Origin of the sequence: Falcatimonas sp. MSJ-15 (genome assembly GCF_018918265.1) — a bacterium.
GTDB lineage: Bacteria > Bacillota > Clostridia > Lachnospirales > Lachnospiraceae > Falcatimonas.
In genome coordinates this window covers 129209-142945 of the sequence record NZ_JAHLQC010000005.1, presented here as the reverse complement: position 1 = coordinate 142945, position 13737 = coordinate 129209, and the positions used below count along the sequence as shown (strand labels likewise).

Sequence of the window (13737 nt, the reverse complement as noted above, 5' to 3'; positions counted from 1 at the left end):
AAAAATGAGGGACTTTTCATAATACGCAGCTACTTGCTATAAAAAATAATGATAAACAAGAGTAATGGAGTAGAGAGACCTCGCCTCCACAATGAAAACTAAAAGTTTTCAAAGTTCCGCCTTCAGCACCAGAACAAAAAGGGAGCCGCTGGCTCACCCTACGGGCAACCTTTTTTGGTGCCTTGGTTCGCTCGGTCTCTCTTCATAAAATCAATCAGTACATGAAAAGCATTTTGTTTTAGAAGTGCTGTTCTAACGAACAGGGGGCATCATCTGCCCCAAAAATATACAAAGGAGATGATACAACATGAAATATATACCATTAAAACATGTCTATCCAAAAGACCGAAGGACCATGAGCATCCTTGCTAAATCTGGAGCAATGGATAGAGATACCTTCCATAAAATGGAGATTACAGACAATCGCATCAAGTCCTATCTCCATGCAGGACTTATCAAAGAAACATCTGTTGTAGATAAAAATGGTAATGGCATAAGAACCTACTTTGAACTAGGAAACAAAGGCAAGGACTTCTGCAGACAGGAATGCCACACTAAGCATTTTATTTCAAATGCCAATGCCTCTTCCCATAATGCAAAGGTATCTGAGTACCTTGTAAACAATCTAAGCAAAAAGGAATTGGATTCCTGCTTATCAGAAAGAGAATTGCTCCCCTTTATAGAGGACCGCTTACAAGAGTACCTTGATAAGCAAGAACATGACCATTATCAAGAGCTTGTGGAGGCCTTGCAGAACAATCAATTGAGTATGCCAGACATCATCTATAAAACAGAACAAGGTACTTGGGAAGCAATTGAAATTACAACAGATAGCTATGGAAATGAAGAGATAGAATCTAAAACCATGACATGTGAGCTTCTCTCTGTAGAAGTCACATTTGTACACACATAAACTTATAAAGGAGATGAAAATACAAATGAAACACACAACACATAAATTAACCAATGAACAAAAAGAAGCTCTATTTGATAAGCACAAATATTTAATCTCACTTGTGCATACATTAGGAGATATGTTATTGAGAAAGCAGCTAAAGGTTCTCTACTGCATGTTACACCCAGATGCAGATATTACAGATGTTGAATTTTCCATTGCTGAACTAATAGTGAATGGCTTCCTTCTTCAGGTGCAAATTCAAAAGCCATGCAAGACACAAATGCTCTATCTTAGTAAATACCCCAGAAGTTACTTTTATAGTAAAGAAACAACTGGTGATGTGCCTGCATTAAATTTCACAAATGCCAAGGTCTATAATCAGATTTTTAAGGTGGAATATATTATCCAGCATTTGATTCCTGATATGAAGCAAAGAAACCTTTTAATATCAGAGGATAATCTTCTATCCTATTTGTATTGGTCTTCCTCTAATATTCTATTACCAGGCAACCAATGCAACACCTTTGATTTTTATGAGAGATTCAAAGATGTATGTACAAAACAAGGGATTGCCCTTGATTATGATTTTACTAGAGATTATGAGATTGCCGCTTATGAAAAAGATGCTTACATCTGCAACCAATTAAAACAGGACTTACAATTACAAAAATGTAAAGCCAAAATACAGCGAGATACCGAGAGAAACTCTTATACATCAGATGTTGAAAAGAGCAAATATTTTTATAACCTTAATAATTTCCACAAACAGGGATTTGTAATTGAAGATGTGACACCTGATACTATCAAGGTTGCATTCTTTGATACCAATAATAACATTAATGTGAAAAAACTCTATCAAAATCTTTCTTTCATATATCTAATGTTAAACAGATATTGCAAGTTTAAGGATTTGTTCTTAGAAGCTACTATTTATGTATGGGACAAGGATAGAGTAGACCATCTATCCAAAGATGAATCCATTGAGGCCTATGATTTCTATAATCAGGAGATGTCCGGATATAGCAAAAAATTTTATGCCATGAAAAATGTGGGCTTACTTCCCCAATATTGGGAGAATATCAGTGCAACATACAAGAGCATGGATATTTTTGATAAATACAATTTAAGACCGCAAAGCTAAAACATAACATAAAATCCATTGCTCACAAAATAACATAATCTAGTAATAAGATTTTATTTCATGCACACCATATTTTATTTTGCACACACCAAATTTTATAATATGCCATTTTATAAAATGACATTTTACATAGATGAGAAAAGAAAGGAATTGAAAACCTATGAAAAATACTAAAACATTAGAATTAACAGATTTAGGAGCCATGCTCCTCACTATCTGCACCACTATCAATAGACCTATTAGAAAAAGCCAGCTTATCAAAATGGTAACAGACCTATTTGAATGTAATAACCAAAAGCAAGTGGACTTTGCAATCTTAGACCTTATAGAGCAGGAGCAGCTTATAGAATACAAGCATTTTATTGTTACACCAGATTTCTATGCAACATGGGATAAAAAGGTTACTGCACAGGATGAAGGCATTATCAAATATCTACTTTCCTTAAAAGAGGAAGCAAAGCATGATATTTTCTTTAATGTATATGCCCCAGAACCACTTACACCATCTACCTTCTTTAAATATATAAATATGGTCTACCCTGCATTGTTGCATAGAGGAGATACTGCCCTTGCCTATATGAATTACTTTGACAATGCCCTTGGCTATGGTTTAAATAATAGCTTCTATGCAGAAAAAAATGATTACCCTGCTAACCATTGGTTTAGTGCTTTCTTTGATAATCCTGATTGTAGATTGATTATCAAGAGCATTGACCTACATAAAAATCATGTTGACTTATCTGTTATCCTCTTGCCTGGCAAGACAAGAAATTATTCTATGGCAAAGGAGCAATTGCAGGAATTGGAAGAACATATCAAAAATTATTTTGAACCACATATGATTATCCATACCAAGAGCAAACCTCTCTCCATACTCACAGGAGACACTAGAAGAAAGCATTCAGGAGGAAAATAACTTATGTCTTATACACAAAAGAAAAATATTGAAAGAACACAAGCTATTCCAGATGCTTTTCCTTTACAATGCTATCTGCCTTACAATGCAATAGATGAGCCATCTATTATGATTGGCATGGATTCAGGAGTTACAAACAATGCCTTTGCCAGCTTGGAATTAATACAGAAAAATGGCGCGGTCGTAGATTTTAAATATAATGATGCCTATTATTATGAAAATGACCTTGCAAAATTATGGTCTCAGATTGATAAGCAGATATTCCTTTGTAATCAGTATTTTAACCTCTTCTCCCACAAGAATGTTGAATGTCTGACATTTGAGGTAATTCCTGTCACATCAAGTAAAAGACTGCAATCAGTGCTTGCTGCACAGGCAACAACAAATATCATTTCACTCATGGCTTATCAGTTGCACCATACCTATAAGCCTATTCCACCCAAGGCAATTAAATATTGCCTTACAGGGGATGGAAATGCAGAAAAAGATACTATTTGCCAGGCAGCTTTTTCATGGACTAAGGATGAAAAGCTCCTCTACAACAACCACATGGCAGATGCCTTTGCTTGTGCTTTCTACAGCTTCTTTCAAAAGATGAAAGATGATTGCAAGGCACACAATATCCCTGTTCCAAATAAATATACAAGAATGGATTGGAATTTCAAAAATTAAAGTTTCTTATAGTAAAGATTTCTCTACAACAACAATTACTTACACAATGAGTAAGAGTGTAGAAAATGGAGTATCAAGTAGTTTCCAAAATATGAAATTCTATACAAACCAACTTGCACCTGATGTAAAAACACCTGGTATAGTAGAAGGTTCATATGATGTAAAAGCCAAAGGAGAACACAGTGTTATTATTTGGACTCCTATTGTAGCAGCAACACCATTTGATTATCCAAACACAATACAAAATAGATATATAGGTGATGCAATTGAACTTGGTTACACAATCAAGTCTACAGGAGCAGATGATAGTATTGTTCATATTGTTCAATAATTTAAAAAAGAGTTCTCAATTGAGAATTCTTTTTTATAAATTATGTTTATTTAAGCAACCCATTCTGTAATGTAAACATAATTTTCATCACTTCCAGTAACTTCTATATAATATAATCTTTTGGGATTTCCTGTTCCATCTCCATAATTATACCCTGCCATTGCATTTGAAATGTAATCAGCATTCAATTCATCTTTACTTAATGGAATCCATCCAGTTCCCCATGATGCTTCAGCTTTAATACTAGGGTCCCATTGCATACCTTGAGCTTCTACTTGTGAGCGATAATAAGCAATGGCTTCTTCTGGTGTATATTTATTGCTTGTAGTTGGTTGTTCTTGTGGTTGAGTTTCTTCTACTTTAGGTTCACTATTTGTAGGTTGCTCTTGTTTTGCTGTATTAGAGGTATTATTGTTGCTTGTGTTATTGTTAGTATTAGTACTCTCATTTTTTGTACTTGTAGTATCTTTTTTATTTGAAGTTTCTTTCTTGGTAGTCTCACTAGTTGAAGAAGATTCTTGTGTTTTAGACTCTTCATTTGAATCACTAGATTCATTGGACTGCTCTATAGATTTATCCACTTCATCCATTTTAGCAAAACGCCTTTTGTCTCCAACTTGTAAAGAATACCATCCATCTGTTTTTCCTAAAATATAAATATCAATATCAGGTTTGGTATATCCAACTTTTAAATTTTCATCAATATATAAATCAACACTATCTTTTAAATGAATTTCTTGTATATCTTCTTGGAAAGTTGAAGAGTCTAAAATAGGAGTTCCAATTATTGAAATACTTCTATCTTCAAAAGAATAATCATATTCTTTTAATTTTAATTCTTGTTCTTCACTAGATTCAGTGTCCTGCACCTCTGTGTCTACGACACTTAAATCATTTTTGCTTGTTTCAATTGTTTCTGTTTCTTCAATGTTATTAGTAGTATTGGTTCCACAACCTGCTAATAACATACTAATGCTCATAAATAAAATTAGTAATTTTCTATTTTTCATAAATAATTTCTCCTTTCAATTTTATTATAGAAAATAAATAACCTTCCAAAAAATAGGAAGGTTATTCAGTTTTATTCAGCTTGGTATAAATCTTTGTAATAGATTACAAAGTTATAATTTTCATTGTCTTCTCCATTTTCTTCAATGTAGAATTTTGTATAATCGCTCAAATTTAATTTAGCATATAAATAAGAGTCTACAATTGAAGTTGGAATTGTCTCTGTTTTGCTTACACTAAATTCAGCTTTTTGCATATCTGATTCAGGAGCATTAAGAAGTTCATATCCCATATCTTTATTAGAAAATCTTTCTTGAATTGCTTTTAACACTTCATCTTGTGTAAATGCTGCTTCTGCGTTTGTTGTAACATCACTTGATGTTGATTTTGACAAATCTCCTGCTTTTACTAAAAGGAAATCAATTGTAAATGTATCTGTTTTTTCAGGATTATAAATTCTAATCCAATCAGTTGAAACATCATATACAGAAATTGTTGCACCCTTTTTCAAATAGCCAGCTTGCCATCCATCAGTGTAGTAAATGTCTACATTGTCAGATAATGTATATTCTTCATCAGATGGTTGAAATGTTTCTAAATCTACTTCATAATCAGTCTTAATTGCATCATTATAAACAACCAAATCTCCATAAGTTGTACTTGGAATATCATTTTCAACTGATTCTGTTTCTTCTGTAGAATCTTTTGTACTATCATTTGCTACAATGACCTCTTCTTCCATTGTAGATGCTTCTTCATTTTCATCATAAGTTGCTTTTGCTTGAGTTCCACATCCAGTAAGTGAAGTCACGGACATTGCCATAGTTAGTGTAAGTGTTAAAAATAAAGTTCTTTTTTTCATCATTTATTTTCCTCCATAATTCTATTATTGATTGTTTTCCTGATTTCTCTTATCTGCTCTATCAATGAGTAAAAAGCTGATAAATATACATGCAATTCCAAGTGCTCCGAGTGCTGGTTTAAATGTAATTATCCAGACTGGGAGCAGAATAATTGCTGCTATTGCAAAAACTGTTGAAAGTTTTGTATTGGCTACAAAACCTGCACCCCATGCTAATATTCCAAAAAATATGACAAGTCCTTCTCCCTCTAATACAAGTGGTATCATAGTCATAATTGCAAGCACAATTGTGATAGCCCATGTGATTTTGTTCTGTGTACTGACCCTCTTCTCATAAGCATTTGCCATCTTCACATTTTCTTTCAGGTATGGGATATATTCTTTTACCCACTTCTGTAAATATCTTGCCCTGTCTGCATTTATCTTTACTGGGAAATCATTTGGGTCAAGCTTATTTTCTTCAAATGCATCAACTATCTGCTGTTGTGTCTCTTCATCAATGGCATCCTCAAAGCATTTCACCAACTCTCCAATCTGCTGTGCCCTGATAACTATATGCTTCTGAGGATTTTCATTTTCTATCCGCACATTATCATTTGCAATAATGACAACTGAATAAATCGGAACATCTATTCCCAGATGTTCTTTGATGAAGCTCCTTGTTGCATTGCAATGCCTCTCATTCTGTACAAATGCAGATGGCTTGTTTGCAATCAGCCTTCCATGCTCATTAAACAGTTTCCATTCTCCATTATCTGGCATGTAAAGTACCTGACCAGAATCACCATAGTTCTTTACCTCACATACAAAAACGCCCTTGCTGTTCACTATATACACATCTGTTTCTGATGTATCACCAGTCTCTTCATATGCTGGAATGACTACATTTTCCAGAAAATGGAATTTGTTTCCATACTGCCTTAACACCTGCCCTACATAATCTTCCCCATTTTTTCCCTTCTGGGCAATCCTTACATGTTTGTCTGTATCATCAATGAGATTTTCAAAATTGTTAAAGATTATCTGGGTATCTAACTGAATATCTCTGTTTGATTCTGCTCCATACAAAAAGTTCCTGATATCATACAGCAGCCTGTCCATTGGAATTTTTTTAGGCTTTTTAGTCTGGAATATTACCTCTATTGGCTGACATGTAAACAGCTGGATGGTCTTGAAAAAATCAATCCAGAAAATTTCTGGAACCTCTTCATTCAATAGCTGCTTGGTTTCACCCTGTATGGCCCACACATCCTCCTTATCCTTATCATATAATTTGACATGGTCTTCATTTTTGGCTTCAAGAACAGTCTGCACTTCTACAGGATAACCGCTGACAGTTTCCCATCTTGCATTCCAATCCTGCTCATTTAGTCCACTTTCCTTTTTTATTTTGTTAAAATCTTCAATAGCTTTCCTTTCGGTGTATAGCTTTCTTACTCCAGTGCCTATGGCATCTACAATTCCCATTATGCTCTTCCCCTTCGTTAGTTATTTTCCATAAGAGCTCACTCATTTCCTATTTTGTATGTTCAATATATTACCCTTATGTCTATGGTACCATTATAGCGCACCTTATGGATAATGTGCAAGGCTTATATATTCAATATCTTACCCTTGCAATATTTGACTGATTTTCAACTAATTACCCACACACTAAAATAATATAAGTAACTTATTACACACATTTTCTAAAGGAGGCGATTTGGCATGATAAACTATGAGCCATTTTGGACTACTATGGAAAAAAGGGGATTGACCGCTTATCAGCTCATCTATTATTGGGGTATCTCAAGCAACACTCTCAGGAGAATGCGGCATAATGAAGCAATCAGCACTCCAACCCTTAATGAGTTGTGTCTGATACTTGACTGCTCGGTGGAAGATATTTTAAAATTTGAGGCTTCTAAAGAAGAACAGGAAGAGCTTGCTCTAAGAAAGCAGGAAATTGAGGACCGGAAAAGCAGACACAAAAAAAATAAGCCCTAAACTTCTCTTCTTGAGATTGTTTAAGGCTTATTTTACATTTTCAGCTAACCTGCGCCGTCTAAGGCAGCATGAAGTGAATCCTTTTGAATTGTGACTGTTTAGGTACTGTCACCACCAACTATCTACTTTTTTGCATTACAGGTTGCAGCCCTTACCGGGCTCCCCCTCTTTGTGGGGTTACTATATTATAGATAGCACTGAAAAAATTATTCCAAATAATGAAAAATCAACTGATTTATTAGCATTTTTCTAGTCTTCTTTCCTCTCTTGCATCTGTCTGGATTATCACAGAACCATATTTATCCCTGATATGTGACATTGATGCTGACTTTTTATGGTATTTATAATAATCATCATAGTGTATTATCCAGCATCCCTTATGAGGATTAAATCTAAGACCTAAATCCTTCAGTTCTTTCCTATATGGATAGGTCTCACCTCTTACATATACCCATGTGCCACAAAGCTCAATCTCAAGACCTGCAAATTTTGATAATGCTGCTATGATTGCTCTAAGCTGTTTATCCTTTTCCCAATCATATGCCTGTTTTTGGCGGTCTGTTTGATTTGTATAGGATTCTGAACTCTCATATGCATATTTAATCTGCTCAAAGAGTTTATCATATTCTGCATTTATCTCCTGCATCATGTCGGTCGTATCATTCTTATTATTGTCTGGATGATATTTGATAAGCAGTCTTTTATATGCAGCTCTTAGTGTATTAACATCTTTTAAATCTTGCTGATTGAACCATTTCATAATCTATGCACCTCTCTTTCACAACATATCATGTTCCATGAAACTAAAATAAGATGGTCCACCAATTACTATATGGTCCAATAACTCAACACCCATAATATCTCCAGCATCTTTCACTTTTTTTGTGTTCACTATATCCTTTTCACTAGGAGTACAATCTTTGGATGGATGATTATGGCACAGTATAATTCTGGATGCACCTGCTAATAATGCCCTTATGTATATCTCCCTTATTCCCAGAAGGCTCATATCTATTGTTCCTTTTGATAACAAGAAGATACCAAGCACCATGCCTTTTGTATTGAGAGCAAGCAAATAGCAATGCTCTTCTCCTAATTTATCCATCTCTAATAACTGCATCATTTCTGCAACATCTGCTGAATTGGTTATGCTCTTTTTATCACATTCCAATGCTTTTTCTTCCACCAGCACCATGTGGTAATCATCTGTAATCCTTGTATCATAAAATGTTATTTTCATTATCTATGTACCTCACTTTCATTTAATAAGGGACAAGCACAATTGCCTGTCCCTTCCCTGTCCGGCTTATAAAAGCCGTTGTCTATATTAAATTTTTATGCAGGCATATATCAAACCGCATCATGGAAAGAATAATTTTCCGATCCATCAGAGTTGCACTCTGATGGGGCGGGAGTTTCTTCCTGTTCCACATCCAAATCTTCCTTGCTTGGAAGTTCCTCTATCGGAAGTTCTTCCTCTGTATTTCCTTGCATTTCTTTTGATGTATTTTCACTCACACCATCTGACAGCATTTCCTCACTTTCTTCTTTAGCAGCAAGTTTTTCTTTCACCTCATCTACAAGGTCTTTGAGTTCTTCTGGTATCTCTAGCTCCAGATAGTTACAGAAAGATTCAGTCATGACTGCCATCCTGCCTTTTATCTTTTCAAGCTTTGTAGAGCCTGAAGAGCAGAAGGTCTTATACACTTCCATAAGCTCATCTTCCTGGGTGAAATACTCATACCACTGTCTGAAATACATTGGTTTTATTTCCTTATCCATGGCTGCATCTGCAAGATATACAAGCATTGGGATTGAAATTTTTCTAAGCTGCTTGTTCTTCTCTGGGAATGCATCTGTCAGATACTCAATTGCAGATTTCAAGATATTGCACTGCTTATCACTGTACTTTTCCCTGATACTTTCAGAATACTCCAGAATGGAGTTCTCTGAGAAGTCTTTAAGTTCAAAATCTGACACATTGTTTGTATCCAGTAACATCATGCCCTGGATAAGCACCTTCTGGTCATCACTTGCCTTAAGCTGTGCTTTAGAGAAGTTACAGCTTGTGGTAAAAAATTTAGTAGTAAGAAGCTCATTGATAAGTTCTGCAATCTCCACACCCACTTTTGCTTTTGCCACCTGACTTTTTGTAAGAGGTGTGCTGTTGTTTAGCCTGAAAAAGATTTCCTCTATCTCCCTGTTGCTGCACTCTTCAAATGCTACAATCTCAAATTTGTATCTTTTGATTTCATACTGAACAGGCTCCTCCAAATCACAGAAGTATTTTCCTGCTATCTCATACTCCACATCTTCAATAATGATTGCCGGGATATTTTCATCAAGTGGAAACTCACCCCAGATATAACTTAATACACTTGTAAGTCTTTGTTTTCCATCCATGACAAAATAATTAAAGATTGGCTTATTCTTCTCATCCAGTTCCTGGCTGTCTTCCCTTAAAACATAAATGTTTGGGACCGGATAATTGGCAAGCATACTATGAATTAATAAGCTTTTTTGCCTGTCACTCCACTGCTCTGACTTCCTCTGAATAGGATGCTCAAAGGAAAGCACCTTTTTCTCCTCACTCATTTTGTCTATGTTGGCAACTGTCCATGATAACTTTGTCTTGTTCATAAAAATTCTCCTTCCACAAAAATATGCTTCTAAGAAAGAGAGATAAGAACTGCATTCATCATCCCTTACCTCTCCCCTGCAATAAAAAAGGAACTGATAAACACAAACCCTTGTGTCACCACTTCCATACCTGTTTTAATATGTAATTTTTCCTACCTGAATGGCAGCTCATCATCTGGATAATCTGGCATATTCATAAACTCTTCTTCATATGGCATCCTTGATTCAGATTTCTTTCCACAGAACTCTATCTCTTCCACCCTCATCTGAAGGGTATAAATCTTTTTGCCATCCCTGTTTATGTAGCTTCCACTCTGCATCTTCCCATACAACAAGACTTCCTTGCCCTTGCAAAGATTTGCATCCGCTATCTCTGCTGTCTTTCCAGCTGCAAAGCATGGGATATAGTCTGTATGGTAAGAGCCTTCCTCTTTCCATGACCTGTCATCTACTGCCATATTCCACATGGCAAGTGCTGTATGATTGTCATTTTCGGCATACTTCACATTCACATTGTTGGTAAGCCTTCCTTTTAAAATGATTTTGTTCATGCTTTCCTCTCCCTGTCTCTTAAGCAAATCTCAAGTTCAACTCTCTTTATGCTTCCATCTTCTGATATTGTTTTTCCATGGACCACAATGGTATCTGGAATGATGTTTTTCAGGTACTGCATCCTGATGTTCATCCACAACAGGATAAGAATTGAACCTGTTACCACAATCAATACAAATCTGATAAGCATAATGTCTCTCCTCTCATGGAAATAGTGTTATCAGCTCTCCTATAAACATAAGCATGGTCTGATAATACATCCTCTGGTTTAAGCTGTGTTGCATTTACTTCCTTCACCATCTTTGAGAGTGATTCCATATCATCTGTGAACAATGGAATCAGTATCATCTCATGGACACTTGATGGCAGGATATAGAAATCACTTTCCATCCTGTCTGCAAAATCTTTAAGCAAATCCTTATAAAGGACTGCACCAGCTCCATTCAGATTGTTTTCCACTGTGAGGACATACATGCTGCATATACCATCTAAGATGTCATTCCCCAGCTTTTGTCCGGTCAGATACTCAATCACTGAATCCATTCCTGTTAACTTCTCTTTCTGGAAGTAAGGTGTGTTTTCCATTGCTGTATGGAACAGCTCTTCCTCTCCAGTTCCCCATAATTTTAAATGCTGATTATGGATAAGGATGGTTGCACTTCCTGTGATGCCATTTTCTACAAGGCAACTATATACCATTGCCAAATCAAGGATTCTTCTGTGAGGCACATCCTTTAAAAGCTCCCTGTTTGCTTCATAGTTCACTATCTTGTAGATTATCCTCTGTCTGGCATTTTCCCATTCTGTAAAAAATGAAATATCTACATTGTGGTCTGTTTTGTTTCTCCTGTATGTTTCCATGATTTCAACCTCACATTGTTCAAGGCTCTTAGCACCTCTTACATAGTTTTCATAGAAGCCATTCAGGTAGATGGTTGGGGAAAGGTTGCTTTCCTCTCTCATGACTGTAAGGCCAGGCAGTGTGACACCATTATTCTTGACATAGTTCTGTGTTGCCACATGGTATGCTTGTCCCATTCTCTGCTGTATGCCAAGTCTGATATAGGCACAAAAGCCTTCCAGTGACATGCTATCCTCTCTCTTTAAATTTTCCTGCATAAAAATTCTCCTTCCTGTGCCTTTGGCACATGTAAATTATGTGGCATATGCCACTCCCTTAGTAACCTGTCAATGCATAACCTGTAAATCAGAAACAACCTGTATCTTTTCAACCTGATTTTTGGCTTTACATTTTGTATAAGCCTTTTGCATTGATGTTATATTATAGATGGAAGGGAAATTTTTATAACAAGCATGACTATGATTATAAAATAAAAAAGATAGCAGTTTTTACGCCACTATCCTTGGTTATTTTATCTGTTAAATACTTTATTTCTCCAATAATCATTAATGTCATGGCATGTATCAGGGTATTTGCACACACTATATTGATATGGGTATTTAGGATGCTGTTGGTTATAGGTCTGAAAAAAATCCAATAGTTTTTGCTTTGCTTTCTCTCCACCCTCATCATGGTCAAAGGAAATAACCCACTCCCATTTTTTCATTCTTTTATAATGCTTATCAAGATAATCCATGAATGAATTGATATTTGAAATGCTGTTCAGGCTCACTGCTCTCTCATTATTCTGCACATAAGAAAGTGCATCTTCCATACCCTCACAAATGTATATCTTATGATTTTTATTTTCTACCCCCTCTGCAAGCCATGTAAAATCAGATGTTCCAAGAGCCTTTTTCATATGTGCCCTATCAAGTGTTTTCTGGATTGCCATATGTCTTTCATCATCAAGAAAGACTGCATATTGCTGTAATTCATAGTCATTGTCATAATCATAGTCAATCAGATATATGATACTGTTTACTCCCTGCCAGTAGTTATGCTTTATCTGTATTTTGTTCTTTTTTAAGATTGTGGCAATCCCTTCAAAAAATTTTCCATTACTCTGAATTGCATTTAACTCCTGTATCTTCTGTGCATCAGTTTCACTTTGAAGAGCCTTGTCAATGCTTTGCTTGGTGTAGACCTTTCCATTGTACACATAGGAATCATACAGCATAATCCCTCTCTCATGGAGGTAATTAAGCTCATATCCTGTCAGCGGTCTGCTGTTACTTAAAATGGTCTGATAGGCATTGCCCTTTGCAGAATTATTACAATGACTATATTGGGTTGTGCTTGATTGTGGGGTTGCATTTCCCTGTAAAGGTGCCTGATTATCCAATGCCAGCACCTCTTCCACTGCTTTAGGAAATGATACAACTCTCCCATCCACCTTTTCACTCAATGCCTGGTAAAGACCTATGGTATCAAAGGTCTTGCCACACCCAAAACATCTGACTGTATTATTTTTTGCATTATAAGAGCAGCTTGGTGTGGAATCCCCATGTTGTGGAGAAGGGCAATGCATCATATTGCCATGACCTCTCTCCCAATTGAAGTTATCTAATATTTTGTTTATGTCAACATCCTTTGCACATTGGATGGTTGCTTCATCTATCATATAATTTTCCTCCCTGTCATTAAAATTTCTGTAGACAAACATTTGTCTACAGCAAAAACTCTCTAAAGCCTTGATTTTACTAGCTTTGAAGCATTTTTATCTTGATTTTTACCCCATAAATTTGTATATAATAAACATATGTTTTTTGAAATAAAATCTGCTTCTAAAAGAAAAAGGAAGATGCTCTTTTTCTTCTTTAGAAGCCA

The 13737-nt window shown here is 35.6% G+C and carries 16 protein-coding genes; 6 read left to right on the top strand and 10 right to left on the bottom strand.

Annotation, left to right across the window (positions count from 1 at the left end):
• Positions 1 to 307 precede the first annotated feature (307 nt).
• From KQI85_RS05380 to KQI85_RS05360, 5 genes are all read left to right on the top strand, one after another.
• Positions 308 to 913, top strand: a complete 606-nt coding sequence (locus KQI85_RS05380; protein ID WP_216575074.1) for a hypothetical protein — start codon at positions 308 to 310, stop codon at positions 911 to 913.
• A gap of 25 nt (positions 914 to 938) precedes the next feature.
• Entirely contained in the window at positions 939 to 2039 is a 1101-nt protein-coding gene (locus tag KQI85_RS05375) for a hypothetical protein (protein ID WP_216575073.1), read from the top strand.
• A gap of 160 nt (positions 2040 to 2199) precedes the next feature.
• Positions 2200 to 2955, top strand: coding sequence for a hypothetical protein (locus KQI85_RS05370; RefSeq protein WP_216575072.1), 756 nt, complete (start codon positions 2200 to 2202; stop codon positions 2953 to 2955).
• A 3-nt stretch (positions 2956 to 2958) separates the two neighbouring features.
• Positions 2959 to 3627, top strand: a complete 669-nt coding sequence (locus KQI85_RS05365) for a hypothetical protein (RefSeq protein ID WP_216575071.1) — start codon at positions 2959 to 2961, stop codon at positions 3625 to 3627.
• Positions 3628 to 3718: 91 nt separating this feature from the next.
• On the top strand, positions 3719 to 3958 hold the full coding sequence (locus KQI85_RS05360; protein ID WP_216575070.1) for a hypothetical protein: 240 nt from the start codon (positions 3719 to 3721) through the stop codon (positions 3956 to 3958).
• 50 nt (positions 3959 to 4008) lie between these two features.
• Here KQI85_RS05360 and KQI85_RS05355 read toward each other — a convergent pair whose 3' ends face one another.
• From KQI85_RS05355 to KQI85_RS05345, 3 genes are all read right to left on the bottom strand, one after another.
• Positions 4009 to 4968 carry a hypothetical protein gene (locus KQI85_RS05355; RefSeq protein WP_216575069.1) on the bottom strand — a complete coding sequence of 320 codons (960 nt, stop codon included), beginning with the start codon at positions 4966 to 4968 and terminating at the stop codon, positions 4009 to 4011.
• Between the two features lie 71 nt (positions 4969 to 5039).
• Positions 5040 to 5831 carry a hypothetical protein gene (locus tag KQI85_RS05350; protein WP_216575068.1) on the bottom strand — a complete coding sequence of 264 codons (792 nt, stop codon included), beginning with the start codon at positions 5829 to 5831 and terminating at the stop codon, positions 5040 to 5042.
• Positions 5832 to 5852: 21 nt separating this feature from the next.
• Positions 5853 to 7295 carry a nuclease-related domain-containing protein gene (locus tag KQI85_RS05345; protein WP_216575067.1) on the bottom strand — a complete coding sequence of 481 codons (1443 nt, stop codon included), beginning with the start codon at positions 7293 to 7295 and terminating at the stop codon, positions 5853 to 5855.
• 240 nt (positions 7296 to 7535) lie between these two features.
• Between KQI85_RS05345 and KQI85_RS05340 the strand changes: the two genes are divergently transcribed.
• Entirely contained in the window at positions 7536 to 7814 is a 279-nt protein-coding gene (locus tag KQI85_RS05340) for a helix-turn-helix transcriptional regulator (RefSeq protein ID WP_216575066.1), read from the top strand.
• A gap of 238 nt (positions 7815 to 8052) precedes the next feature.
• On the opposite strand, the gene KQI85_RS05335 is transcribed toward KQI85_RS05340, so the two are convergent.
• The 7 genes from KQI85_RS05335 to KQI85_RS05305 form a co-directional block, all read right to left on the bottom strand.
• Positions 8053 to 8574 carry a J domain-containing protein gene (locus tag KQI85_RS05335; protein ID WP_216575065.1) on the bottom strand — a complete coding sequence of 174 codons (522 nt, stop codon included), beginning with the start codon at positions 8572 to 8574 and terminating at the stop codon, positions 8053 to 8055.
• A gap of 18 nt (positions 8575 to 8592) precedes the next feature.
• Entirely contained in the window at positions 8593 to 9054 is a 462-nt protein-coding gene (locus KQI85_RS05330; protein WP_216575064.1) for a JAB domain-containing protein, read from the bottom strand.
• Between the two features lie 110 nt (positions 9055 to 9164).
• Positions 9165 to 10454 carry a DUF262 domain-containing protein gene (locus tag KQI85_RS05325; protein ID WP_216575063.1) on the bottom strand — a complete coding sequence of 430 codons (1290 nt, stop codon included), beginning with the start codon at positions 10452 to 10454 and terminating at the stop codon, positions 9165 to 9167.
• Between the two features lie 152 nt (positions 10455 to 10606).
• Entirely contained in the window at positions 10607 to 11005 is a 399-nt protein-coding gene (locus KQI85_RS05320) for a single-stranded DNA-binding protein (RefSeq protein ID WP_216575062.1), read from the bottom strand.
• Positions 11002 to 11196, bottom strand: a complete 195-nt coding sequence (locus KQI85_RS05315; protein ID WP_216575061.1) for a hypothetical protein — start codon at positions 11194 to 11196, stop codon at positions 11002 to 11004. Before KQI85_RS05315 ends, KQI85_RS05320 begins: the two co-directional genes overlap by 4 nt.
• Positions 11175 to 12125, bottom strand: coding sequence for a DUF5688 family protein (locus KQI85_RS05310; protein ID WP_216575060.1), 951 nt, complete (start codon positions 12123 to 12125; stop codon positions 11175 to 11177). Before KQI85_RS05310 ends, KQI85_RS05315 begins: the two co-directional genes overlap by 22 nt.
• 254 nt (positions 12126 to 12379) lie before the next feature.
• Positions 12380 to 13531 carry a toprim domain-containing protein gene (locus KQI85_RS05305; RefSeq protein ID WP_216575059.1) on the bottom strand — a complete coding sequence of 384 codons (1152 nt, stop codon included), beginning with the start codon at positions 13529 to 13531 and terminating at the stop codon, positions 12380 to 12382.
• Between the last annotated feature and the right edge of the window lie 206 nt (positions 13532 to 13737).

Coding starts and splice junctions, on each gene's coding strand:
- KQI85_RS05380 (WP_216575074.1), top strand. CDS start 308: ATGAAATATATACCATTAAAACATGTCTATCCAAAAGACCGAAGGACC.
- KQI85_RS05375 (WP_216575073.1), top strand. CDS start 939: ATGAAACACACAACACATAAATTAACCAATGAACAAAAAGAAGCTCTA.
- KQI85_RS05370 (WP_216575072.1), top strand. CDS start 2,200: ATGAAAAATACTAAAACATTAGAATTAACAGATTTAGGAGCCATGCTC.
- KQI85_RS05365 (WP_216575071.1), top strand. CDS start 2,959: ATGTCTTATACACAAAAGAAAAATATTGAAAGAACACAAGCTATTCCA.
- KQI85_RS05360 (WP_216575070.1), top strand. CDS start 3,719: ATGAAATTCTATACAAACCAACTTGCACCTGATGTAAAAACACCTGGT.
- KQI85_RS05355 (WP_216575069.1), bottom strand. CDS start 4,968: ATGAAAAATAGAAAATTACTAATTTTATTTATGAGCATTAGTATGTTA.
- KQI85_RS05350 (WP_216575068.1), bottom strand. CDS start 5,831: ATGATGAAAAAAAGAACTTTATTTTTAACACTTACACTAACTATGGCA.
- KQI85_RS05345 (WP_216575067.1), bottom strand. CDS start 7,295: ATGGGAATTGTAGATGCCATAGGCACTGGAGTAAGAAAGCTATACACC.
- KQI85_RS05340 (WP_216575066.1), top strand. CDS start 7,536: ATGATAAACTATGAGCCATTTTGGACTACTATGGAAAAAAGGGGATTG.
- KQI85_RS05335 (WP_216575065.1), bottom strand. CDS start 8,574: ATGAAATGGTTCAATCAGCAAGATTTAAAAGATGTTAATACACTAAGA.
- KQI85_RS05330 (WP_216575064.1), bottom strand. CDS start 9,054: ATGAAAATAACATTTTATGATACAAGGATTACAGATGATTACCACATG.
- KQI85_RS05325 (WP_216575063.1), bottom strand. CDS start 10,454: ATGAACAAGACAAAGTTATCATGGACAGTTGCCAACATAGACAAAATG.
- KQI85_RS05320 (WP_216575062.1), bottom strand. CDS start 11,005: ATGAACAAAATCATTTTAAAAGGAAGGCTTACCAACAATGTGAATGTG.
- KQI85_RS05315 (WP_216575061.1), bottom strand. CDS start 11,196: ATGCTTATCAGATTTGTATTGATTGTGGTAACAGGTTCAATTCTTATC.
- KQI85_RS05310 (WP_216575060.1), bottom strand. CDS start 12,125: ATGCAGGAAAATTTAAAGAGAGAGGATAGCATGTCACTGGAAGGCTTT.
- KQI85_RS05305 (WP_216575059.1), bottom strand. CDS start 13,531: ATGATAGATGAAGCAACCATCCAATGTGCAAAGGATGTTGACATAAAC.